We start from the raw sequence: 22,576 nt of genomic DNA, 5'->3' as shown, positions 1-22,576 counted from the left end.
CCCCCGCCGTGTTGCCAGGGTTCCCTACCAGGTGACCGGCAGCCGCTCCGGCCGGGCGAACGACGTGCCCGTACGCCACTCCAGCTCCTCCTCGGGCACCGCCGGCCGCAGACCGGGGAAGCGGCCCAGCACCGTCTCCAGCACGATCCGCAGCTCGATCCTGCTGAGCTGCGCGCCCAGGCAGTAGTGGATGCCGTGGCCGAAGGTGATGTGGTGGTTGTGCTCCCGCGCCGGGTCGTAGGCGTCGGGGTCGGAGAAGACCCCCGGGTCGCGGTTGGCGGCCGTCGTGGACGGCAGCACCGCGTCACCCGCCCTGATGAGGACGCCGCCCAGCTCGACGTCCTGGGTGGCGATGCGCAGCGCGCCCACCCCGCCGCCGGCCTGCGACAACCGCAGGAGCTCCTCGCCCGCCTCCGGCAGCAGCTCGGGCTTGTCGCGCAGCGCCCGCATCTGCTCGGGATGGCGCAGCAGCCGCAGCATCACGTGCGTCATCGCGGCGGTGGTGGCGTGGTAGCCGGCGCCGAGCAGCGTGAACGCGAACGCCACCAGCTCCTCCTCCGACAGCCGGTCGCCCTCGTCCCTGGCGTTGATCAGCACCATGAGCAGGTCGTCGGTCGGCCGGCTGCGCTTGGCGGCGATGAGCTCTGCCAGGTAGGCGTTGAGCCGGTCGCGGGCCTCGATGACCTCGTCGCGACGGCCGGCGTCGAAGCTGAGCATGAGGTCGGTCCACGTCCTGAACTGGTCCACCTCCTCGTACGGCACGCCGAGCATCTCGCAGATGACCATGATGGGCAGCGGCTGGGTGACGCCGGCCACGAGGTCGGCGGGCGGTCCCGCCTTCTCCATCGCCGTCACCAGCCCCTGGGCGATGTCCTCCACGCGCGGGCGCAGCTGCTCCATGCGCCGCACGGAGAACGCGTACGACACCAGGCGGCGCAGCCTGCTGTGCTCCGGCGGGTCCATCACGATGATGGACTTGGCGCCCCTGGCGATCGGGAACACCTTGGGCGCGCCGGGCGCGGTGATCGCCTCCCGGCTGAAGCGCGGGTCGGCGAGCACGACGCGCACGTCCTCGTACCGCGTCGCCAGCCAGGCCGGGTCGCCCGACGGGAGGGTGATGCGGGTGGGGGCGCCGTCCGCGCGCATCCGCACGTACTCCCCGGGCGGCTCCAGCGGGTCGGCGGCGGTGAACGGGAAGGTCGGGGGTGGTGCTTCTGTCGTCATGGCGTCTCCTTCGCGGCGAGGTTCACCGGTTCACCGTGTCGGTCCGGTCATCGTCCGGGTCGGGGCGGTCGTCCCAGATGTGGGGCTGGTAGAAGATCAGGGGCGGATGCTCCGCCCAGGCGCGGGCGTAGGCGCGCAGCCATTCGCCTAAGGGCAACCTCATGGTGCCGACCGTGACCGCGCCGTCTGTGGTCTCGCTCGAGCCCGGCTGGAGCGCGGGCGCGCGGCCCGTCGAGCCGCCGTCCAACGTCCGTCGAGCGCGCCGTACGACAGTGCTCGCCACAGACAGCTCTCCGTGAGACAAGGGGCGAAGATGCGGGAGATCACTATCGGCACGCTGGTGCGGCTGCTCCGCGAGAGCGCCGGCGAGGACGAGACGGTCCAGCTGGACGGCGACATCCTCGACACGACCTTCGAAGCCCTCGGCTACGACTCGCTGGCTCTGTTCAACACGGTCAGCGCCATCGAGCGGGAGTACGCGCTCGAGATCTCGGAGGAGGAGGTCGGCGGCGCCAAGACGCCCGCGGACCTGCTCAAGACGGTCAACCAGGCCCTGGCGGGCACGTCCTGAGGAGCACGCATGTGCGGAATCGCCGGCTGGGTGGACTTCTCGCGTGACCTGACCCGCCACACGGCGACGGCCAGGGCGATGACGGCCACGATGAGCCGCAGAGGCCCCGACGACGAGGGCCTGTGGCAGGACCGCCACGCCCTGCTCGGGCACCGCCGCCTGTCGGTCATCGACCTGGCCGGCGGCCACCAGCCCATGTCGGCCGAGGAGGACGGCAGGACCCTGGCGGCGGTGACGTTCTGCGGGGAGATCTACAACTACCGGGAGCTGCGCGCCGAGCTGGCCTCGTACGGCCACCGGTTCCGCACGAGCAGCGACACCGAGGTGGTGCTCCAGGCCTACCTGCGGTGGGGCGCCGGCTTCGCGCAGCGGCTGAACGGCATGTTCGCCCTGGCCGTGTGGGACGTTCGCACGCAGGAGCTGGTCCTGCTGCGCGACCGGATGGGCGTCAAACCCCTCTACTACCATCCGACCCGCTCCGGGCTGCTGTTCGGCTCGGAGCCCAAGGCCGTGCTCGCCCACCCCGAGGTGCCGCGGCGCGTCGGGCTCGATGGCCTGCGCGAGGTCTTCGACATGGTCAAGACGCCCGAGCGGGCGGTCCTGTCCGGCATGTACGAAGTCCGCCCCGGCCACCTGGTACGCCTGCGCAGGAGCGGCCTGACCAAGCACCGCTACTGGTCGATCGAGGCCCGCGAGCACACCGACGACCTCGACACCACGGTCGCCACGGTGCGCGGGCTGCTGGAGGACATCGTCGGCCGGCAGCTCCAGGCCGACGTGCCCGTCTGCACGCTGCTGTCGGGCGGCCTCGACTCGTCCGCGCTGACGGCGCTGGCCGCCGACCGGCTGGCGGCTTCGGGGCGAGGCCCCGTGCGGTCGTTCTCGGTCGCCTTCTCCGGCGCCGAGGACACGTTCCAGGCGGACGCGGTACGCGGCGCGCCCGACGCCCCGTTCGCCCGCGCGCTGGCGGCGCACGTCGGAGCGGAGCACAGCGAGGTGCGGCTGAACAGCGACGAGCTGGTGGCCGAGCCGGTGCGGGCGGCGGTGCTGCGGGCCAACGACCAGCCGCCCGCGTTCTGGGGCGACATGTGGCCGTCGTTGTACCTGCTCTGCCGTGCGGTGCGCGAGCGCTCCACGGTCGCGCTGTCAGGCGAGGGCGCCGACGAGCTGTTCGGCGGCTACCGCTGGTTCTCCAACCCGGCGGCCGTGCACGCCGACACCTTCCCCTGGCTCACGCCGGGCTCGGCGCGGTATTTCGGCGGGCTGTCGCTGCTGGCCGACGAGCTGAAGGAGAAGCTCGACATCCAGCAGCACCGGCTGGCCCGCTATCACGAGGCGCTGGCCGAGGTGCCCGTGCTGCCGGGCGAGGACCGGCTGGAACGGCGCATGCGGGAGGTGACCTACCTCAACCTCACCCGGTTCCTGCAGACGCTGCTGGACCGCAAGGACCGCATGAGCATGGCCAACGCCCTGGAGGTGCGGGTGCCCTTCCTAGACCACCGCCTGGTCGAGTACGTCTTCAACGTGCCGTGGGAGATGCGGGCGTTCGACGGCAGGGAGAAGAGCCTGCTGCGGGCGGCCGTCGGCGACCTGCTGCCGGAGGTCGTACGGGACCGGGTGAAGACGCCGTACCCGGCGACGCAGGATCCCGCGTACGAGCAGGCCCTGCGCGACGAGCTCGGCGAGCTGACCGCGGGCGGCGAGCGCCTGGTGGCCGGGCTGCTCGACCCGGACCGCGTCAAGCAGGCGGTCCGGCGCCCGGCCGGCCACGTCAGCCGGCCCTACGACCGGGGCAGCCTGGAGATGGCGCTCTGGCTGACCAGGTGGTTCACCGAATATGACGTCACCCTCGACTACTGAGAGGCGCACATGCCCGAGCCGAGTCGCCCGGTGGTGCTGCTGTTCCCCGGCCAGGGGGCGCAGCACCCCGGCATGGCGGTGGAACTGTACGGCGCCGAGCCGGAGTTCACCGCCGCCATGGACGAGTTCTTCGCTCTCATGGGAGAGGAGGGGGGCCGGTTGCGCGCCGACTGGCTCGGCGACGACCCCCGGGTCCCCCTCGACGACGCCTCGCGCGCCCAGCCGCTGCTGTTCGCCATCGGGTACGCCCTCGGCACGGCGCTGCTGGCCCGCGGGGTGAGACCGGCCGCGCTGCTCGGCCACAGCGTCGGGGAGCTGGCGGCGGCCTGCCTGGCCGGGGTGTTCGACCTGGCGGGCGCGGCACGGCTGATGGCGGCGCGCAGCCGGGCGATGGCGGCGACCGGCGCCGGCGGCATGCTCGGCGCCGGCGTGGCCGCCGACGACCTGGAGGCCAGGATCGGCCTGCGGTACCGGGCGGCGGGCGTGGCCGTGGCCGCGGTCAACGGGCCCCGTCACACCGTCGTGGCCGGGCCGGAGCCGTGGTTGTCGGAGCTGGCGGGCGAGCTGGCGGAAGGCGGCGTGACGACGCGGCGGGTGCCGTCGCGTCAGGCCTTCCACTGCCCGGCGGTGCTGGGCGCGGCGGAGCGGTTCGCCGAAGGGTTCGCCGGGGTGCCGCTGGCGCCGCCTCGGGTGCCGATCAGGTCCACCGCGACGGGCCTGCCCGTGACCCGGGCCCAGGCGCTCTCCCCCGGCTTCTGGGCCGGGCAGCTGGCCCGGCCCGTGCTGTTCTGGGCGGCGCTCGACGGGCTGCTTACCGGCGGCGACCACACGCTGGTGGAGGCCGGTCCCGGGCGGAGCCTGTCGATGCCGGCGCGCCGGCACGCGGCCGTGCGCTCGGGCCGCAGCACCGTGCTGGCGCCGCTGCCCGCATCCGCCGACGGGACGCTCGCCGGGTGGAAGGCGGCGATGGAGGAGCTGGACGTACTGGTGGGCGAAGGAGTGTGATGACCGATGCTGATCTCCCCTCTGGCCGTGGCGGTGCTGGTGGGCAGCGGGATGGTGGCGGGGGTGCTGTTCGCCGTGGCGCTGAGCGTGGTGCCGGCGCTGATGGCGATGCCCGCCGACCGCTACCTCTACACGACGGGCCTGCTCGGGCGTAACTGGGACCCGGTCATGCCGATCCTGGTGCTGGGCACGGCGGCCGGCGACCTGGCCCTGGCGCTGCTGCCGGGGCCGCCCGTCGCGCGGGCGCTGTTCGGCGTCACGTTCGTGCTGATGCTGGGGGTCGCGGGCGTCTCGCACCTGTGCAACGTGCCGATCAACCGGGTGCTGAAGCAGATGGACCCTGAGGCCGTCCCGGCCGACTGGGCCGATCCGCGGCCGCGCTGGCGGGCCTTCCACCTCCTGCGGACCACGCTGGCCGTGGCCGCCCTGACGGCCAACAGCGTGGGCGTCGCGCTCACCTGACCGCGCCGCTCTCGACCGGCCGGGCTCTGACCGGACCGTCCACGGCGCCTCCACCTCAACCGACCGGCCCGGCTCGCGAGGCATGCCGCGCGAGCCGGGCCGGTGGCGTCCTCCGGGGTGAGAGGTCAGACGGGCTCCACGGTCTCGGCGAGCGCCGTGGTGTGCTTGCCGTCGCGGAAGAGCGGGTGGGCGAGCAGACCCGCGAGGAACCCGGTCGTGGTGCTGATGCCGGCGCCGGTGACGGCGCACTCCGACAGCGCCCGCTCCATGCGGGCGATGGCCTGGTCGCGGTCCGGCGCCCACACGCTGACCTTGGCCAGCAGCGGGTCGTAGAAGGGCGAGACGCGCATGCCCGGCCGTACGTGGTCGTCCACGCGGGTGAACGGCCCGCCCGGCAGCACGAGCGAGTCGACCGTGCCCGGCGTGGGCAGGAAGCCCCGCGCCGGGTCCTCGGCGTTGATGCGGCACTCGATGGCCGCGCCGTTGAGCCGTACGTCGTCCTGGGTGATGCCGGGCGCGCCCGTCGCGGCCACATGGAGCTGCTCGCGGACCAGGTCGACGCCCGTGACCAGCTCCGTGACCGGGTGCTCGACCTGGATCCGGCAGTTGACCTCGATGCAGTGGAACTCGCCCGCGTCGTCGAGCAGGAACTCGAACGTCCCCGCCCCGACGTAGCCGACGGCGCGGGCCGCCTCGACGGTCCGCTCGCACAGCCCGGCCGCCACGTCCTCGGGCAGGCCGGGCACCGGAGTCTCCTCGATGAGCTTCTGCCGCCGCCGCTGCACCGAGCAGTCGCGCGCGCCCAGGTGCAGGACCTGCCCGTTCGTCCCGGCCAGCACCTGCACCTCGACGTGGCGGGCCGACTCGACGTAGCGCTCCAGGTAGACCCGCTCGTCGCCGAAGACGGCCCGGGCGGCGTTGCGGGCCTGCGCGTACGCCTCGGGCAGCTCGGACGGCCGCATCGCGATGGCCATGCCCCGGCCGCCCCCGCCCGACAGCGCCTTGACGATGATCGGGAAGCCGATGCCGGCCGCCGCCTCGACGGCCTCCCCCACGCTGGACAGGGGACGGTGCGAGCCCGGCAGGACCGGCAGTCCCGCGGCCGACAACACGCGCAGCGCCTCGGCCTTGTCGCCCAGCATCGTCAGGACCTCCGGCGGCGATCCGATGAACGTCAGCCCCTCCGCCCGGCACATCTCGGCGAAGTCGGCGTCCTCCGACACGAAGCCGTAGCCGGGGTGGATGGCCTCCGCGCCGGTCTGGAGGGCGGCCTGGAGGACGGCGGGGGCGTACAGGTAGCTCCGCTTGGCCGGAGGCGGGCCGATCCGCACGGCCTCGTCGGCCACGCGGACGACCGGGGAGTCCTCGTCCGCCGACGAGTAGACGGCGACCGTGCGGATGCCCATCTCCTTGCAGGTGCGGGCCACCCGCAGGGCGATCTCCCCGCGGTTGGCGATCAGAACCGTGCCGAACATCAGCTCTCCTCCAGGGCGAAGAGCGCCTGCCCGTACTCGACGGCGGCGGCGTCCTCGGCGAGGATCCGGGTGATCCGGCCGGCGGTGGTCGCGTGGACGGGGTTCATCATCTTCATCGCCTCCAGGATCGCGACCTGCTGTCCCGCGGTGACCAGGTCGCCCTCCTTGACGAAGGGCTCGGCTCCGGGCTCGGCGCAGCGGTAGAAGGTGCCGACCATGGGCGACGGGATGACCTGCCCCGCCGGGGCCGCGGCGCCTTGGGAGGCGTGCGCCGCCGCCGTGACGGTGACGGCGGCCCGCGCGGCGCCGTCCGGCGCCCGCCCGTTGACGGCCGTGCCGTTCGCCGCCGAAAGGCGCTGCTCCACAGGCAGGTCCTGGCCGTCGGGGGCGGCCCATTCGGCTTCCAGGCTCACCTCGCCCACCGTCACCTTCAGGCGGCGGATCGGCCCGCCGATGGCGTCGATGAACCCCGCGGCATGCCGCTGGACCGTCTCGATCAGCTCTCCGTGGTCGGACATCACGTCTCCTCGGACGAAGGGGCGCCAAAACTGCGGAAGCGCCGCCGCCGCGCCTCGACCAGCTCGGCGACCGGCAACGGGGCCAGCTCCTCGAACGCCTGCCGTACGGCCGCCTGGATCCGCTCGGCCGTACGCGAGGCGGCGACGTGCGCCCCCTCGTCCGGCTCGGGGATGACCGCGTCGACGACGCGCTGCCGGAGCAGCTCGCGGGCGTCCAGGCCGAGCGCCGCGGCGGCCTGCGGGGCCGCCTCGGCGGTCTTCCAGAGGATCGCGGCGCACCCTTCCGGGCTGATCACGGAGTAGACGGCGTTGGACAGGGCGAGCACGCGGTCGGCCACCGCCAGCGCGAGCGCGCCGCCGCTGCCTCCCTCGCCCGTGATGACGGTGATCACGGGCACGGGCAGCGCGGACATCAGGCGCTGGTTCTCGGAGATGGCCCACGCCTGGCCCTGCTCCTCGGCCTCGATGCCGGGGTAGGCGCCGGGGGTGTCCACGAGCGTGAGCACCGGCAGGCCGAGCTTGGCGGCCAGCCGCATGAGCCGGGCCGCCTTGCGGTATCCGGCGGGGCTCGGCATGCCGAAGTTGCGCTTCACGCGCTCCTGGGTGTCGTGCCCCTTCTGGTGGCCGATGAGCATCACGCCCCTGCCGCGCAGGCGTCCGATGCCGCCCACGATGGCCGGGCAGTCGCTGCCCGCACGGTCGCCGCGTAGCTCGGTGAAGTCCTCCAGCAGCAGACCGGCGTAGTCGAGGGTGGTCGGGCGGGCCGGCTCCCTGGCCAGCCGCACCACGTCCCACGGGGTGCGGCGCGGCAGGACCGACGGATCCCGTACGAGCCCGTCGGCTTCAGGCCGTGCCGGTACGCCGGCCGAGGCAGCCGTCAGGCCGCTCGACAGGCCGCCCGTAGGGCCGCCCGCGGGGCCGCCCGCGGGGCCGCCCGTGGCGTCCGGGCGGGCGGCCGCCAGGAGGCGGGCCAGGGCGCGGCGCAGGGCCGGCCTGGGCACCACCGCGTCGATCAGCCCGCGCGCCAGCAGGAACTCCGCCGTCTGGAACCCCTCCGGCAACCGCTGCCGGATGGTCTGCTCGATGACGCGCGGCCCGGCGAACCCCAGATGCGCCCCCGGCTCGGCGACCAGCACGTCGGGCAGCGTCGCGAACGAGGCCGCCACGCCGCCGTACGTCGGGTCGGTGACGAGGGCGACGGTGAGGATCCCCGCCTCGTCCAGCCGGGCCAGCGCCTGGCTGCACTTGGCCATCTGCATGAGCGACAGCGCGCCCTCCTGCATCCGCGCCCCGCCCGAGGCCGTCACGATCAGCAACGGCACGCGTTCGGCCAGCGCCTTCTCCGCAGCGACCGTCACGAGCTCACCGACCCCGGAGCCGAGCGAGCCGCCGACGAACGCGAAGTCGAGGCAGGCCACCACGACCGGGTGGGACTCGATGGTGCCGGTGGCGCACAGGGCGGCCTCGCGCAGCCCGGTGGCGGCCCGCGCGGCGGCCAGCCGCTCGGCGTAGGGCCGGGTGTCGGCGAAGCCGAGGGGGTCGTCGGCCGGCAGTGCGGTCTCGACCGGCTTCTCCGAGCCGGGGTCCAGCAGGCAGTCGAGCCGCTCGCGGGCGGTGAGCCTGGCATGGTGCCCGCACCCGGGGCAGACCCGCAGCGCGCGCTCGTACTTGGGGCGGAAGACCAGGTCGGAGCAGCCGGGGCAGATCAGCCACGTGGCTTCGAGGGTGACGGTCATGACGCGCTCCCGTACAGCCTGGCCTCGCTGTGGTCGCCGAGCACCAGGCACGTGGGCCGGCCGAAGTCACCGCTCACCCTGGCCTGCCGGCCGATGAGGGAGTCGCGCAGGCTGCCGCGCACGGTGCTGCCCTCGCACACGACCGAGTTCTCGATGGTGGCGCCGACGATGTCGCAGTCGGCGCCGATGCTGGTGTACGGCCCGATCCGGCTGTCGCGCACCACCGCCGAGAAGCCGATCACCGCGGGCCCGGTGATGCGGGAGCCGCTGACCTCCGCGCCCTCCTCGATGACGACCGGGCCGCGGATCTCGCAGGACGCGTCCACCTGACCCCGGATCGACCGCTCGGCGGTGTCCAGCACCGCCCGGTTGCATTCCAGCAGGTCCTCGACCCGGCCGGTGTCCTTCCAGTAGCCGCCGTGCAGGTGCGCCTCGACCCGCCAGCCGTTGCGCATCAGCCACTCGATGGCGTGGGTGATCTCGCGCTCGTTCCGCCAGCTCGGCTTGACGCTGTGCACGGCCTGGTGGATGGCCGGGGTGAAGACGTACGCGCCGACGAGGGCCAGGTCGCTGCGCGGGTCGGCGGGTTTCTCCTCCAGCCCCGTGACGACGCCGTCGGGGCCGACCTGCGCCACTCCGTACTCGGAGGGGTTGGCGACCTTGCCGGTCATCACCATGGCGTCCGGCCGCGAGTGCCAGAACGCGTCGATCAGCGGGCCGAGCCCGTCGATGATGACGTTGTCTCCGAGGTAGAGCAGGAAGTCCGCGTTGCCGAGGAAGTCCTGGGACAACATGACGCAGTGCGCCAGGCCCAGGGGGGCGTGCTGGTGCAGGTAGGTGATGTCGAGCCCCAGCGTGCCGCCGTTGCCGAGCGCGTCGCGGATGGCCGGGCCGTGGTCGCCCACGACCACGCCGACCTCGGTGATGCCGACCTCTCTGATGGCTTCCAGGCCGTACAAGAGCACCGGCTTGTTGGCCACCGGCACCAGTTGCTTGGGGACAGTGTGGGTGAGGGGCCGCAGCCTAGTTCCCCGCCCACCCGCAAGGACGAGAGCCTTCATGGATATTCCTGCCTGACGAGGCCATGGACAAGCGCAGGCTGCCCGGCGCCGCTGGAGGAGCGATGGAGTCGCGCTCGTCCAGCGGGTCGAGCCCGGCTTGAGGGGCGTCAGAGCAGGTCGGAGTCGCCGCTCGAGCCGTCGTAGTGGCCGAGCTCCTGCTCGACCTGCTCGTAGGCGAAGAACCGGACCAGTTCGTGGAGGGTGTAGACGATGTCGTCGGCGTTGTGCATGAGCACCCGCAGGAAGTGGTTCTCGACGAGCTGCAGCAGCAGCTTGTCCACGGTGTCGGAGTCCCACTCCAGCAGCTTGGCCACGCCGCTCGCGGTGAACACCGGGCCAGGAAGGAGGCTGAGCAGGCGCAGGAAACGCCGTTCCTCCTCGCCCAGCTGCCGGTAGCTCTCCAGCAGGCGGTCGCGTACGTTGAGGTCGGCGAAGGCCAGCTCGTCCAGCAGCCTGCCGGCGCCGATCAGGCGTTCCGCCAGCTTCTTGAGCGGCCAGCCGGTGGACGACAGGCGCGCGCCCGCCGCTCTGATCGCCAGCGGCAGGCGGCCGCAGAGCTGGGCGATCACCTCGGCGGCCTGGCGCTCGCCGTCCGCGAGCGTCCTGCCGATGATGTTCTGCAGGAGCTCGACGCAGTCGGCCGCGGTGAGCAGGTCCAGCCGCACGTGCACCGCGCCGACCAGCCCGTTGAGCCCGGCACGGCCCGTGATGATGGTGCCGCTGGGCGGGCAGCCCGGCAGCAGCGGCTGGATCTGCGCGGCCGTGGCCGCGTCGTCGAGCACGATGAGCACTTTCCTCGGGGCGACCCAGGTACGGAACGCGGCGACACGGTCCTCCAGACCGGCGGGCATGCGGTCGTCGGTCATGCCGGCGGCGCTGAGGAAGCCGGCCAGGACGTCGGCCGGGTCGGCCGGGTCGCCGGTGCTGCCGCGCAACCGGGCGAAGAGCTGGCCGTCGGGGAAGGTCTGGCGCAGCAGGTGCGCGGCGTGCACGGCCAGCACCGTCTTGCCCACGCCGGTCATGCCGCTGAGGGAGACGACGGGGGCGAGCTCGTTGCGCGGCGAGGCGAGCCCGTCGAGGATCGCCTGCAGGCTGTCCACCCGGGTGGTGAAGTCGAGGACGTCGGGCGGGAGCTGCGCGGGGGGCGGTGCGGGCTCCTCCTCGGTCCGGTCGGCGGAGCTGATGGTGACCGGCTCCTCGGAAGCGGGCACCTCCAGGGAGCTGGCAGAGGAGAGCACCGCCTGGTGCATGGCCTGCGCGCGGCTCGACGGCTCCACGCCGAGCTCCTCCACCAGGAGCGTGCGCAGCCTCTGGTAGACGTCGAGCGCCTCGGGACGGCGGCCCGACCTGTGCAGGGCCAGCATGAGCTGGATGTGGAAGACCTCCTGCAACGGATGGTCGTTGACCAGGGTCTTCAGCTCGCTGACGGCCTTGCGGTGCCGCCCGAGCCGCAGGTCGACGTCGATCCGCAACTCCAGGGCGCGCAGGCGGCCCTCTTCCAGGGCGGTCCCGTACGCCGACAGCAGGCTGCCGCCGGTGACGTCGGCCAGAGCCGGTCCTCGCCACAGCGCGAGCGCCTGGCTGAGCAGATCGGCCGCCCTGCCCGGATCGCCGTCCGCGAGTGCCGCATGACCCTCCGACGTCAGTCTCTCGAAATGGTAGGAGTCAACGCTTTCCGGAGGCACGGCCAGCATGTAGCCGTGCGGCCTCGTCCGTAATACGGTGGACCGCTCTCCGTAACCTTCGGACAAGATGTTCCGCAGCTTGTAGATGTAAGTTTGCAGAGTCGACAACGCGCTCACCGGCGGGCTGTCCGGCCAAAGTTCGTCGACCAACTCCGACGTTAATACGAGAGATTGGTTGCGCAGCAGAAGCAGCGCCAACACTTCTCTGACTTTCGGCGGCGTCGGGGTCAGCTCCACACCTTGACGACCAAGCACCGCCAACGGGCCAAGCACCAGGAAATCCATCGCCTTCCCACGTTCTGACCGGGGAGACGCCCCACCACAGCCGCTCAGGGCAGAGTGTCACAAAGAGCGATACCCCGAGCGCGGCAGTGCTGCGTCCGCCCTGTTGCGCTTACCACTCGTTCGTTTCCCTCAGCCCGACCTCCTCCGATCAACCCCCAGCCGAACGCCCGCCATGGTCGAAGTCGCCCATGGAGTGACGCTGGTGTTCTGATATAAGCACGATCTCCATGCGGAGAAAACCGTCAAAACGCCGCTCCGCGATGGAGAAAACTTATAGGCGCTCTCCAGCGATCCTCCAGCGGCCATGACGAGAATCGCGCGATAAGACGGCCTAATGGAGATCGCATGACGGCGAAATCACGCACTGCTCTGGTGACGGGCGCCAATCGCGGCATCGGCCGGGCGGTGAGCGAGCGGTTGCACGCGCTCGGGCACCGGGTGGTGGTGGCGGCCAGGGACGCGGAGGAGGCCGGGCGCACCGCGGCGGCGCTGGGCCCCGGCGCGCGGGCGGCCACGCTCGACGTGACCGACGAGGAGGCGCCGGAGCGGGTGCGGGCTCTGGTGGGGCCCGTGGACATCGTGGTGAACAACGCCGGCATCCAGCTCGACTGGGGGCGCCCGCCGCTGGCGGTGCCGGTCGAGCTGGTCAGGCGGCAGTTCGAGGTGAACGTCCTGGGTGCCTGGCGGATGTGCCAGGCGTTCCTGCCCGGCATGGTGGAGCGGGGCTGGGGCCGGGTGGTGATGGTCTCCAGCGGCACGGGGGCGTTCAGCAACGGGCTCTCGGCGCACACGCCGGGCTACGCGGTGTCGAAGACCGGGCTCAACGCGCTGACCGTGCTCATGGCCGCCGAAACGAGGGGCACGGGCGTGCTGGTCAACGCGGTCAACCCAGGTCAGGTGCGGACGCGGATGCGCCCGCAGGCCGAACGGCTGCCGGAACAGGCCGCGCAGGACATCGTGTGGGCGGCCACCCTCCCGGACGACGGCCCCACCGGAGCGTTCCTGCGCGGCGGGAAGCAGGTTCCCTGGTAGCCGCCTGTCACGGCAGCGGGCACGAGGCGGGGGCCGCCGGGCATCGACAGCCCGGCGGCCCCCGCGCGTACGGTCACACGCCGGCCGGCGCGCTGCCCGCGCATGCCTGGAGCAGCCCGGCGGCCTCGGCCTCGCGCAACGTCGGCGCCTTGGCGTCCTGGTCCGACAGGATCCGCGGCGAGGCCGCCCACGGCAGCGCGAGGTCCGGGTCCAGCGGGTTGACGCGGATCTCCAGCGCCGGGTTGTAGGCGGTGGAGCACAGGTAGACCACGGTGGCCTGCTCGCTGATGGGCGCGAACGCGTGCCCCAGCCCTTCGGCGAGGTGGACGGCGTGCCGGGAGTACTCGTCCAGCGGCACCGCCACGTGCTCCCCGAACGTGGGGGACCCGGGGCGGATGTCCACGATGACGTCCAGGATGGCCCCGCTCACGCAGGTGACGTACCTGGCCTGGCCGGGCGGTGTCGCGCAGGAGTGCACGCCCCTGATCGTCCCGCGCCGGGAGACGGAGCAGTTGACCTGGGCCACCGGCATCCGGCCGCCGGTCGGTCCCTCGATGGCGCGCTGCTGGAACAGCTCGGCGAAGTGCCCGCGCTCGTCGGGGAAGATCTCCGGCTCGACGAGGAAGGCCCCTTCGATCCGCAACGGTTTGACTGACGTGCTCACGGCGTCACCATCCAGACTCGATCGTGTTCACGAGGTGCTCCTGACCGGCCCCCGGGGCCCGGTTCCACGGTCCGGTCCCGAGGTCCCGGGGGCCGGTTCCGGGGTCCAGTTCCGGCAGCCCACCGTGACAGCGCCGCTTGGAGATCGCCTGGACGCCCGGTCGAGCCGCGCGCCGGTCCGCGAGCGGGCGCGCACCACCCGGGCTCGAGCGGCCCGCGCCATGCTGGCGCGCATGAACGCTCTCAGATGCCCGGCCCCCGCGCGGAGCGCGCCATGAACGGCGGCATCCAGGCGGAAGGGCTGGTGAAGCAGTACGGCTCGGTCCGCGCCCTCGACGGTCTCGATCTGCACGCCCCGGAAGGACAGGTGCTCGGCCTGCTCGGCCCCAACGGGGCGGGCAAGTCCACGCTGGTGCGCATCCTGGCGACGCTGCTGCGCCCCGACGGCGGGCACGCCCGCGTGTGCGGCTTCGACGTCGTGCGCGAGGCGCAGGCCGTCCGCAGGGTCGTCGGCCTGGCGGGACAGTACGCGGCCGTCGACGAGTACCTGACGGCCCGCGAGAACCTCGACATCTTCGGCCTGCTGGCCCGCATGAGCCCGGCTGCGGCTCGGGCCAGGGGCGAGGAGCTGATCGAACGCTTCGACCTCACCCGCGCCGCCGACCGCCCGGTGCGCACCTATTCTGGCGGCATGCGCCGCCGCCTCGACCTGGGGGTGGCGCTGATGGCCCACCCCCGCGTGCTGTTCCTCGACGAGCCCACGACCGGCCTCGATCCCCGCGGCAGGGCGGAGGTGTGGCGGGCGCTCGGCGACCTCGTCAAGGAGGGCACGACCGCGCTGGTCACCACCCAGTACCTGGAGGAGGCCGACCAGTTCGCCGACCTGATCGTGGTCATCGACCACGGGCGGGAGATCGCGACGGGCAAGCCGTCCGAGCTCAAGGACCAGGTCGGCGGCGATCACCTCGACGTGGCGGTGCGCTACGCCGGCGATCTGGCCCCGGCGCTGGCCGCGCTGGCCTCGGCCGGCCTCCCCGAGCCGCAGGCCGACGAGGACACCCTGAGCGTGACGGCGGTGCTGCCCGGCGGCGCCGGCCGGATGGCGGACGTGGTCAGGGAACTGGACGCCTGCGGAGTCGAGGTCGCCGACCTCACCGTCCGCCGGCCCACGCTGGACGACGTCTTCTTCGCCCTGACCAGGAAGGCGGACGAGCATGGCCGTGACTGACCGGGGCGCCGCGCCCTCGGACCTCGCCCTCGCGCTGCGCGACTGCGCCGTGATGACCAGACGGGGGCTGCTGCGCATGGGCCGCGTCCCCGACGAGCTGGCCTACCAGCTGGCCCAGCCGATCATCTTCGTGCTGCTGTTCAGCTACGTCTTCGGCGGCGCGATCCCACTTCCCGGCGGCGGGCCGTTCACCGAGTACGTCGTCGTGGCGGTCTTCGCCCACACCCTGGCGTTCATGGGCGTCGGCACCGGCACGAGCCTGGCCGTGGACATGAGCAGAGGCGTCATCGACCGGTTCCGCGCCCTGCCGATGGCCCACGTGGCGGTGCTCGTCGGACGCGCCAACGCCGAGCTGGTGCGGGCCGTTCTCGTGACCGGCGTGCTCGCGGTGGTGGGCCTGCTGGTGGGCTGGCGGGCGCACGCGGGCCCGCTGTCCACGGCGGCCGGGCTGGGGGTGCTGCTGCTGTTCGCGTACGCGATGACGTGGGTGGGCATCGCCATCGGCCTGTCGGTGCGCAGCCCCGAGGTGGCCGGGACCGCCGGGCTGCTCTGGGTGTTGCCGCTCGGCTTCGTCTCGAACGGGTTCGTCCCGATCTCCTCGATGCCGGACTGGCTCCAGACCGTGGCGGCGTGGAACCCCGTGAGCGCCGTCGTCACCGCGGCGAGGAGCCTGTTCGGCAACCCGCTCGGGATGGCCGCCCAGGACCGGCTGCCGCTGGAGCACCCCATCGCCGCCGCCGTGATCTGGTCGCTGGCGGTGGTCGCGGTCTTCGTCCCGCTGTCCCTGCTCGCCTTCCGCCGCTCGGCCCGCCGCGGATGACCCCGCCGCCCGTCCCCGGCGCGGGGGTACGCCGTGCCGCCCTGCCCCGAGCCGGTCCCAGGATCAGTGCCGCCGGGTCCTGAAGCGGCTGAGGAAGCGCCGTACCTGCTGCTGCGTGTGCGGGTCACGGGCCATCCGCTTGGCCTTCTCGACGTTCTGCCTGCCTTTGGGGCTGCGCATGTACGCGCGTACCCGATCCATGAGTGCCATGCGCGTGCCCCTACCCCGGCTTTGCACGATCACGCACCCCGCGTGGCAGGAGAGGCCGATCAGCCGAACTCCTCGACGTACTCCTCCACCGGCCCCAGCTCGGGACGGTCCCTCAGTTCCAGGACGGCGCCGAGCCGCTCCAGTTCCATGACCGTCACGGTGTTCTCGCCCGCGCGGAGCAGCGGCGCCGGGCAGTACAACGTGACCTGCGGCCCGATCTCCCAGTAGCGGCCGAGCAGGAAGCCGTTGACCCAGACGAGGCCGCGGCCCGATCCCGGCAGCGCCAGGAAGGTGTCGGCGGGCGTGGCGATCCGCACGGTCGCGACCGCGAACCCGGTGCGCGTGGTCGCGGGGCCGGCGGCGAGCGCGCGGGCCGTCTCCCCCTCTGACCACTCCTGCAGGGCGATCGGCCTGCTGTCCCAGCCCTGGACCATCCGCCGGTCGACGAGCACCGGGCCGATCAGGCCCTTGTGCCGGCCGAGGCCCGGCCCGTAGTTGACCCGGCCGAGGCTCTCGACCAGGACCTCCAGGCGTACGACGGCGCCCGTTCCGCGTACCGGGAGCTCCTGGCGGTCGGGGCCCGCCTCTCCGAGGAACGTGCCGTCGCAGAAGACCAGGGCCCGGTCGCGCACGTCGGTGAGGACGAGCCGGTGCTCGCCCGCGGGGATGCGCGGGTGCGCGGTGTGCAGGACCATCCCCGCGTCGAGCCCGAGCCGCTCGAACGAGGCCGGGCGGGGGCCGGTCGAGGTGGGCGCGGGCACGGCGCCGAGCCCGGCGAGCAGGTCGGCACGGTGCGCGAGGGGGACGTGGGCCGGCGGCAGCGTGGGCATACGTTCTGGCGTCCGCAGCGGGCCGCGCGCGCCGAGCGCCTCCCGCAGGGCGAAGAACTTGGGCGTGAGCGTGCCGTCCTCGGCGACGGGCGCGTCGGAGTCGTAGCTGGTCACGGTGGGCTGCAACCGGCCGCTCGCCTCGTTGGCGCCCGCCCAGAGCCCGAAGTTGGTGCCGCCGTGGGCCATGTAGACGCTCACGCTGCCGCCGTCGGAGACGATCTCCTCGAGGACGCGCGCGGCACTGTCCGCGCCGCGGACGTGGTGCCGCTCCCCCCAGTGGTCGAACCAGCCGTTCCAGAACTCGGCGACGACGAACGGCTCGTCCGGCCGCCGCGCCGCGAGAAGGCGCCGGGCGGCGTCGGGCTTGGAGCCCAGGGTGACGGCGGCCAGGGTGCCGGGCAGGGTGCCGCCGTCCTGCATCAGGTCGGTGGGACCGTCGGCGGTGAACAGCAGTTCCCTGATGCCGCGGGTGATCAGCGCCTCGCGGTTCCAGCGCAGGTAGGCCTGGTCGTCGCCGTAGCTGCCGAACTCGTTCTCCACCTGCACCGCCACGACCGGCCCGCCCTCGCCGGCCTGGAGCGCGGCGATGCGCGGGATCAGCTCGTCGAACCAGCGGCCGACCGCGGAGGTGAACGCGGGGTCGGAGCTGCGGAGCGCGACGTCGCGGGCGGTGAGCCAGCTCGGCAGGCCGCCGTTCGACCACTCGGCGCAGATGTACGGCCCGGGCCGGACGACGACGTCGAGGCCCTCCTCCCCCACCGTGCGGATGAACCGCTCGACGTCCCGCCAGCCGTCGAAGCACGGCTCGGCGTCCTCGCGGGGCTGGTGGAAGTTCCACGCGACGTAGGTGTCGACCGTGTTGAGCCCGAGGTCGGCGAGGCGGCGGATCCGGTCACGCCAGAGGCCGGGGTGCACGCGGAAGTAGTGCAAACCTCCCGACACCATGCGGTGGGGAACGCCGTACCGGTGCAGGCGGCGCCCGCGCCAGGTGAGCGCGCCAGTGAGCGGGCCGGTGAGAGGGCCAGTGAGAGGACCGGTGGGAGGACCGGTGGGAGGACCGGTGGGAGCGCCGGTGGGAGGGTCGGCCGGCGCGTCGGCCATCTCGTCGGCCATCGCGTCGGCCGTGGTCGTCGTCTGGTCCGGGGAGGCGTCAGGCGCGGAAGGCTCGATCACGGGGCGAGAGCCTATGTTATCGATGCCATATGTAACAAGCGCGGTAGGATCCACCTGACGACCCCGCGGGCGGGCCGCGAGAGAGGAGCGCCATGACCGGAGCCATCGAGCGGCCCGCGAGGCAGCCGAGCATGACCGACGTGGCCAGGACGGCCGGGGTGTCGGCGCAGACCGTCTCCCGCACGCTGCGCGACTCGCCCAACGTCAACCCGGAGACCAGGAAGCGCGTGCTCGCCGCGGTCGAGCAGCTGGGCTACCGCTTCAACAACGCGGCCAGGGTGCTCTCCTCCGGGCGCAGCCGCACCATCGGGCTCGTGCTGCTGCAGTCGGGCGGCTACTACTCGCGCTCGGCGGTGACCGCGGGCGTCGAGGCGGCCGCGGGCGAGGAGGGCTACGCGGTGAGCATCGCGACCATCGCCAGGCTCGACACCGGCCTGATGGAGCGGTCCCTGTCCAAGCTCGCCGACCAGGGCGTGGAGGGCATCGTCATCGCCGTGCCGCTGATCTCCGTGACGCAGAAGATGGAGGACATCACGCGCGACATCCCCACCGTCACCCTCGACGGCTCCCGCACCGCGAGCGCCCGGGTGCTCGGGATCGACCAGAAGGAGGCGGGCCGCATCGCCACGCGGCACCTGCTCGACCTCGGACACCGCCAGGTGTGGCACGTCTCGGGGCCCGACGAGTGGATCGAGGCCCGCCAGCGGCGGCAGGGCTGGCAGGAGTGCCTGGCCGCGGCGGGGATCCAGGCGCCGCCCCCGCTGGAGGGCGACTGGTCGCCCGACTCGGGCTACCGGCAGGGGCAGGTCCTCGCGATGATCCCCGACGTGACCGCCGTCTTCGCCGCCAGCGACGAGATGGCCTTCGGGGTGATCCGCGCCCTGCGCGAGGGCGGCAGATCGGTGCCGGAGGACGTGTCCATCGTCAGCGTCGACGACATCGAGCTGGCGGCCTACTGCACCCCGCCGCTGACCACCGTCCGCCAGGACTTCTACCGCTCGGGCGCGGCGGCCGTCGCCCTGCTGCTGCGGCAGGCCGACGCCGGGGAGACGCTCGTCACCGCGTCGCTCTCGGTGCGCGCGTCCACGGCGCCACCCCGTTCTCCCTGAGCCCCATGCCGGCCATTCCAGGAAGTACCCTCTTGCGTCCGCCATGTTATCGATGCCACTGTAACAACGTCCGGATCCCGGACTCGTTCCTCCGCCCCGTCAGGTGGGCAGCCCTTCACGGAAGGATCCCAGAACCATGAGGAGATCACTCGTCCTCGCCGGCGCCGCGATCACGGCGCTCGGACTGCTCACCGGCTGCGCGGCCGAGGGGGACGGCCAGGACTCCGGCAAGACGACCCTCAACGTCGCCGCCCTCGAAGGCGGCTACGGGCGCGACATGTACACCAAGGTCATCCAGGCGTACGAAACCGCGCACCCCGACGTCGACGTGCAGCTGCAGATCTCGAAGAGCATCGAGGACGAGATCACCCCCAACATGAAGGCGGGCCGGTTCCCCGACGTCGTGGTGCTCGGCCAGGGCCGCAAGGCCGCGCTCACCGAGACCCTCATCAAGGACAAGGCGCTGGAGGACCTCACGCCCGTGCTGCAGGCGAAGGTCCCCGGCGAGGACAAGACCGTCGGCGACAAGCTCATCGAGGGCATCGTCGGCAACCTCAACACCAACCCCTACGGCGACGGCAAGACGTACACGATGCCGATGTACTACGCGCCGACCGGCCTGTTCTACAACAAGGGCCTGTTCGACAAGAAGGGCTGGAAGGTCCCGGCCACCTGGGACGAGATGTTCGAGCTCGGCGAGAAGGCCAAGAAGGACGGCATCGCGCTGTTCACCTACCCGACCGCCGGCTACCTCGACTCCTACTTCTTCTCGCTGCTCGCCGACGTCGGAGGGGAGCAGTTCTACACCGACGTCATGACGTACAAGCAGGGCGTGTGGCAGACGCCGCAGGCCCGGAAGGCGCTCGACCTCACCGCCCGGCTGCTGAAGTACGCCGCGCCGACCACGGTCGGCTACGCCAACGAGCAGGACTTCACCAAGAACCAGCAGTCGGTGCTCGACGACAAGGCGCTGTTCATGCCGAACGGGACGTGGATCGTCGGCGAGATGGCCGACGCCCCGCGCGCCGACGGCTTCGCGTGGGGCCTGACCCCGCTGCCCGCCGTCACCGAGGGCGGCAAGCGCTACATCACGACGTCGGTCGAGTCGGTCTGGGTCCCCGCCGCCGCCAGGAACAAGGACGCGGCCAAGGACTTCGTCGCCTACCTCTACTCCGACGCGGCGGCGAAGATCTTCGCCGCGTCCAACGCGATCCAGCCGATCGAGGGCATCGCGGGCAGCCTGTCGGAGGAGAACGCCGAGTTCTACAAGGTCTACGACGACCCGTCGGTCTCCGCGCTCGTCGGCGGGTTCGCCAGCACCGCGCCCGTCAAGGGCGTCGACATCAAGGCCACCCTCTTCGACACCGCCAACAGCATCATCAGCGGCGACAAGACCCTGGACCAGTGGCAGGCCGCGCTCGACGAGGCCAGCGAGAAGCTGCGCCAGGCGGGCAGCTGACGTGCCGGGCAACCCACCGGACAGCTCACTGGGCACCTCACCCGGTACCTCACCGGGCACCTCACCGGGCACCTCACCGGGCACCTCACTGGGCACCTCACTGGGCACCCTGCCGCGCCCCGCGACGCGCCGCGCGGCAGGACCCGCGCCCCGCCGGCGCGGCGCGGCCGGGTCCGCCCCGCGCCGGCGCGGCAACGGGCTCTTCGTGCTGGCCTGCCTCGCGCCCGCGCTCGTGCTCTTCGCGCTGTTCATGATCGTCCCGACCGTGAACGTGTTCCGGATGTCGTTCTACACCTGGAGCGGCTTCTCCCCCGACATGCGCTTCGTCGGGCTCGACAACTTCACCGCGCTCCTCGACGACGCGCAGTTCGTCCGCGCGTTCCAGAACACCGTCGCGCTCCTGGTCGTCGTGACCGTGGTGACGATGGGCATGGGCCTGTTCCTGGCGGCGATCATGACCCGGCAGCGGCTGCGGGGCCGGACCCTCTACCGGTTCGTCCTCTACGTCCCGAGCGTGCTGTCCGTGGTCGTCATCGCGGCGATCTTCTCCGCCGTCTTCGACCAGGAGAACGGCCTGATCAACGGCACGCTGCGGGCGCTGTCGCTCGACGGGCTGCGCCAGGTCTGGCTCGGCGACCAGGACCTCGTGCTCTGGTCCGTGGCGATCGCGATGGTCTGGCAGTCGCTCGGCTACTACATGGTCCTCTACATGTCCGGCATGGCGAGCATCCCCGAGGACGTCTACGAGGCCTCCGCGCTCGACGGCGCGTCCCCTGGACGGCAGTTCTTCGCCATCACGCTGCCGCTCATCTGGCAGAACCTCCGCACGACGCTGACGTTCTTCGTCATGAGCGCGGTCAACCTCAGCTTCGTGCTCGTCCGCGCCATGACCGGCGGCGGACCCGACGGCTCGTCGGAGGTCCTGCTGAGCTACATGTACAAGCAGGCCTACACGAACTCGTCGTACGGCTACGGCATGGCCATCGGCGTCGTCATCTTCGCGTTCTCGTTCCTCGTGTCGCTGCTGGTGAGCCGGGCGACACGGCGCGAGCCCCTCCAGTTCTAGAGGACCCTCACCATGACCACGATCAGAAGCACCGCACGGCCGAGGACCGGCAGGGCACTGACCTACGTCCTCGTCATCGCGATCGCCCTGGCCATCGCGGTGCCGGTGGCGTGGGTGCTGCTCGCCTCGCTCAAGCAGAAGGGCGAGTTCTACGGCAGCCCCTGGGTGCTGCCGGAGGGCCTGCACCTGCAGAACTACGTCGACGCGTTCGTCACCGCGCGCATGGGACAGTATTTCCTCACCTCGGTGCTGGTCACGGTGCTCGGGCTGGTGTTCGTCGTGGCCGTGTCGGTGCCCGCGGCCTACGTCGTCGCGAGGTACGAGTTCCGCGGCCGCGGCCTGGTCGAGGTCGCGCTGCTGGCCGGGTTGTTCGTCAACGTCAACTACATCGTCGTGCCGATCTTCCTCATGCTCGTCGGCTGGGATCGCGCGCTCGTCGACGTGTTCCCCGGCGGCTTCTTCATCGACAACCCCGCGGTCCTCTCGCTCGTCTACGCGGCCACCTCGATCCCGTTCACCATCTACCTGCTCGCCGCGTACTTCCGGTCGATCCCCGTCAACTTCGAGGAGGCCGCGGCCCTGGACGGGGCCTCCCGCTTCCAGATCATGACCCGGGTCATGCTGCCGATGGCGCGGCCCGCGCTCACCACCGTGCTGCTGTTCAACTTCCTGGCCTACTGGAACGACTACATCATCGCGCTCACCCTGCTCCCAGGTGAGGGCAAGACACTGCAGGTCGGGCTGCTCAACCTGATGACCGCGCAGAAGGCGGCGGCCGACTACGGGCGCCTGTACGCCGGCATGGTCATCGTCATCGTCCCCGTCCTCATCTTCTACGCGCTCATCCAGCGCCGGCTCATCGAAGGCATGGCGTCCGGCGGCGTGAAGGGCTGACCGGCGCCTCCCGGAGAGAGGAAACCCATGAAGGAATCGACGCGCAGCGTGCTGCTCGTCACCGCCCGGACGCTCGTCGCGGCGCTCTGCGTGGCCGTGGTCGTCGTCGCCCGCGCGACGGTCGGGTGGGGCAGCCTCGCGATCATGCTCGTCGCGCTGTGCGGGCTGCTGGCCTTGCTCGCCTCGTACAACCGGCGGTTCCGGTGACCG

22 protein-coding genes are annotated in these 22,576 nt (G+C 72.2%); 12 read left to right on the top strand and 10 right to left on the bottom strand.

All coding sequences use genetic code 11. The features are described from left to right. Positions 1 to 24: 24 nt before the first annotated feature. Positions 25 to 1,224, bottom strand: coding sequence for a cytochrome P450 (locus ABGB14_RS38695; RefSeq protein ID WP_347648825.1), 1,200 nt, complete (start codon positions 1,222 to 1,224; stop codon positions 25 to 27). Between the two features lie 22 nt (positions 1,225 to 1,246). Beyond that, positions 1,247 to 1,387 (bottom strand): hypothetical protein, encoded by a 141-nt coding sequence (locus tag ABGB14_RS38690; RefSeq protein WP_347648824.1) that lies wholly within the window; start codon positions 1,385 to 1,387, stop codon positions 1,247 to 1,249. Positions 1,388 to 1,537: 150 nt separating this feature from the next. Here ABGB14_RS38690 and ABGB14_RS38685 point away from each other — a divergent pair, with 150 nt between their 5' ends. The 4 genes from ABGB14_RS38685 to ABGB14_RS38670 are packed head-to-tail and all read left to right on the top strand — an operon-like array spanning position 1,538 to position 5,122. After that, entirely contained in the window at positions 1,538 to 1,795 is a 258-nt protein-coding gene (locus ABGB14_RS38685; protein WP_347648823.1) for a phosphopantetheine-binding protein, read from the top strand. A gap of 9 nt (positions 1,796 to 1,804) precedes the next feature. Further along, a complete protein-coding gene (gene asnB / locus ABGB14_RS38680; RefSeq protein WP_347648822.1) occupies positions 1,805 to 3,655 on the top strand; it encodes an asparagine synthase (glutamine-hydrolyzing) in 1,851 nt (616 codons plus the stop codon). A gap of 9 nt (positions 3,656 to 3,664) precedes the next feature. Next, complete coding sequence (locus tag ABGB14_RS38675) at positions 3,665 to 4,660, top strand: acyltransferase domain-containing protein (RefSeq protein ID WP_347648821.1); 996 nt, start codon at positions 3,665 to 3,667, stop codon at positions 4,658 to 4,660. 6 nt (positions 4,661 to 4,666) lie between these two features. Then, entirely contained in the window at positions 4,667 to 5,122 is a 456-nt protein-coding gene (locus tag ABGB14_RS38670) for a DUF1772 domain-containing protein (protein ID WP_347648820.1), read from the top strand. A gap of 125 nt (positions 5,123 to 5,247) precedes the next feature. On the opposite strand, the gene ABGB14_RS38665 is transcribed toward ABGB14_RS38670, so the two are convergent. The 5 genes from ABGB14_RS38665 to ABGB14_RS38645 form a co-directional block, all read right to left on the bottom strand. Continuing rightward, complete coding sequence (locus ABGB14_RS38665; protein ID WP_347648819.1) at positions 5,248 to 6,597, bottom strand: biotin carboxylase N-terminal domain-containing protein; 1,350 nt, start codon at positions 6,595 to 6,597, stop codon at positions 5,248 to 5,250. After that, positions 6,597 to 7,115, bottom strand: coding sequence for an acetyl-CoA carboxylase biotin carboxyl carrier protein subunit (locus tag ABGB14_RS38660; protein WP_347648818.1), 519 nt, complete (start codon positions 7,113 to 7,115; stop codon positions 6,597 to 6,599). Before ABGB14_RS38660 ends, ABGB14_RS38665 begins: the two co-directional genes overlap by 1 nt. Next, on the bottom strand, positions 7,115 to 8,851 hold the full coding sequence (locus ABGB14_RS38655; RefSeq protein ID WP_347648817.1) for an acetyl-CoA carboxylase carboxyltransferase subunit alpha: 1,737 nt from the start codon (positions 8,849 to 8,851) through the stop codon (positions 7,115 to 7,117). The genes ABGB14_RS38660 and ABGB14_RS38655 overlap by 1 nt, the downstream gene beginning before the upstream one ends. Further along, complete coding sequence (locus ABGB14_RS38650; RefSeq protein ID WP_347648816.1) at positions 8,848 to 9,912, bottom strand: glucose-1-phosphate thymidylyltransferase; 1,065 nt, start codon at positions 9,910 to 9,912, stop codon at positions 8,848 to 8,850. Before ABGB14_RS38650 ends, ABGB14_RS38655 begins: the two co-directional genes overlap by 4 nt. A gap of 107 nt (positions 9,913 to 10,019) precedes the next feature. Further along, positions 10,020 to 11,606 carry a BTAD domain-containing putative transcriptional regulator gene (locus ABGB14_RS38645; RefSeq protein ID WP_347648815.1) on the bottom strand — a complete coding sequence of 529 codons (1,587 nt, stop codon included), beginning with the start codon at positions 11,604 to 11,606 and terminating at the stop codon, positions 10,020 to 10,022. 621 nt (positions 11,607 to 12,227) lie between these two features. On the opposite strand from ABGB14_RS38645, the gene ABGB14_RS38640 reads away from it, so the two are divergent. Then, positions 12,228 to 12,914, top strand: a complete 687-nt coding sequence (locus tag ABGB14_RS38640; protein ID WP_347648814.1) for an SDR family NAD(P)-dependent oxidoreductase — start codon at positions 12,228 to 12,230, stop codon at positions 12,912 to 12,914. Between the two features lie 73 nt (positions 12,915 to 12,987). On the opposite strand, the gene ABGB14_RS38635 is transcribed toward ABGB14_RS38640, so the two are convergent. Beyond that, entirely contained in the window at positions 12,988 to 13,578 is a 591-nt protein-coding gene (locus ABGB14_RS38635; protein WP_347648813.1) for a dTDP-4-dehydrorhamnose 3,5-epimerase family protein, read from the bottom strand. Positions 13,579 to 13,851: 273 nt separating this feature from the next. Here ABGB14_RS38635 and ABGB14_RS38630 point away from each other — a divergent pair, with 273 nt between their 5' ends. Together ABGB14_RS38630 and ABGB14_RS38625 are read left to right on the top strand one after the other, a co-directional pair. Further along, a complete protein-coding gene (locus ABGB14_RS38630; protein WP_347648812.1) occupies positions 13,852 to 14,805 on the top strand; it encodes an ATP-binding cassette domain-containing protein in 954 nt (317 codons plus the stop codon). Continuing rightward, on the top strand, positions 14,792 to 15,625 hold the full coding sequence (locus ABGB14_RS38625) for an ABC transporter permease (RefSeq protein ID WP_347648811.1): 834 nt from the start codon (positions 14,792 to 14,794) through the stop codon (positions 15,623 to 15,625). The genes ABGB14_RS38630 and ABGB14_RS38625 overlap by 14 nt, the downstream gene beginning before the upstream one ends. Before the next feature lie 63 nt (positions 15,626 to 15,688). Here ABGB14_RS38625 and ABGB14_RS38620 read toward each other — a convergent pair whose 3' ends face one another. Next, positions 15,689 to 15,835, bottom strand: a complete 147-nt coding sequence (locus ABGB14_RS38620) for a hypothetical protein (RefSeq protein ID WP_347648810.1) — start codon at positions 15,833 to 15,835, stop codon at positions 15,689 to 15,691. Positions 15,836 to 15,894: 59 nt separating this feature from the next. Beyond that, complete coding sequence (locus ABGB14_RS38615; RefSeq protein WP_347648809.1) at positions 15,895 to 17,838, bottom strand: glycoside hydrolase family 35 protein; 1,944 nt, start codon at positions 17,836 to 17,838, stop codon at positions 15,895 to 15,897. Between the two features lie 92 nt (positions 17,839 to 17,930). On the opposite strand from ABGB14_RS38615, the gene ABGB14_RS38610 reads away from it, so the two are divergent. The 5 genes from ABGB14_RS38610 to ABGB14_RS38590 all read left to right on the top strand — a co-directional run bounded on the left by ABGB14_RS38610 (position 17,931) and on the right by ABGB14_RS38590 (position 22,573). Further along, on the top strand, positions 17,931 to 18,947 hold the full coding sequence (locus tag ABGB14_RS38610; RefSeq protein WP_347648808.1) for a LacI family DNA-binding transcriptional regulator: 1,017 nt from the start codon (positions 17,931 to 17,933) through the stop codon (positions 18,945 to 18,947). Between the two features lie 136 nt (positions 18,948 to 19,083). Next, the gene (locus ABGB14_RS38605) at positions 19,084 to 20,406 is read left to right on the top strand and encodes a carbohydrate ABC transporter substrate-binding protein (protein ID WP_347648807.1); all 1,323 of its coding nucleotides are present in this window, start codon (positions 19,084 to 19,086) and stop codon (positions 20,404 to 20,406) included. 1 nt (position 20,407) lies between these two features. Next, positions 20,408 to 21,472 carry an ABC transporter permease subunit gene (locus tag ABGB14_RS38600; RefSeq protein ID WP_347648806.1) on the top strand — a complete coding sequence of 355 codons (1,065 nt, stop codon included), beginning with the start codon at positions 20,408 to 20,410 and terminating at the stop codon, positions 21,470 to 21,472. 12 nt (positions 21,473 to 21,484) lie between these two features. Next, positions 21,485 to 22,366: a carbohydrate ABC transporter permease gene (locus ABGB14_RS38595; RefSeq protein ID WP_347648805.1), complete on the top strand. Its 882-nt coding sequence runs from the start codon at positions 21,485 to 21,487 to the stop codon at positions 22,364 to 22,366. Positions 22,367 to 22,393: 27 nt separating this feature from the next. Next, positions 22,394 to 22,573 carry a hypothetical protein gene (locus ABGB14_RS38590; RefSeq protein ID WP_347648804.1) on the top strand — a complete coding sequence of 60 codons (180 nt, stop codon included), beginning with the start codon at positions 22,394 to 22,396 and terminating at the stop codon, positions 22,571 to 22,573. Positions 22,574 to 22,576: the final 3 nt, after the last annotated feature.

Source organism: Nonomuraea sp. B10E15 (assembly GCF_039871615.1).
GTDB lineage: Bacteria > Actinomycetota > Actinomycetes > Streptosporangiales > Streptosporangiaceae > Nonomuraea.
Note: the sequence above shows the minus strand (reverse complement) of the source record. Positions and strands in the feature narration are given on the sequence as shown.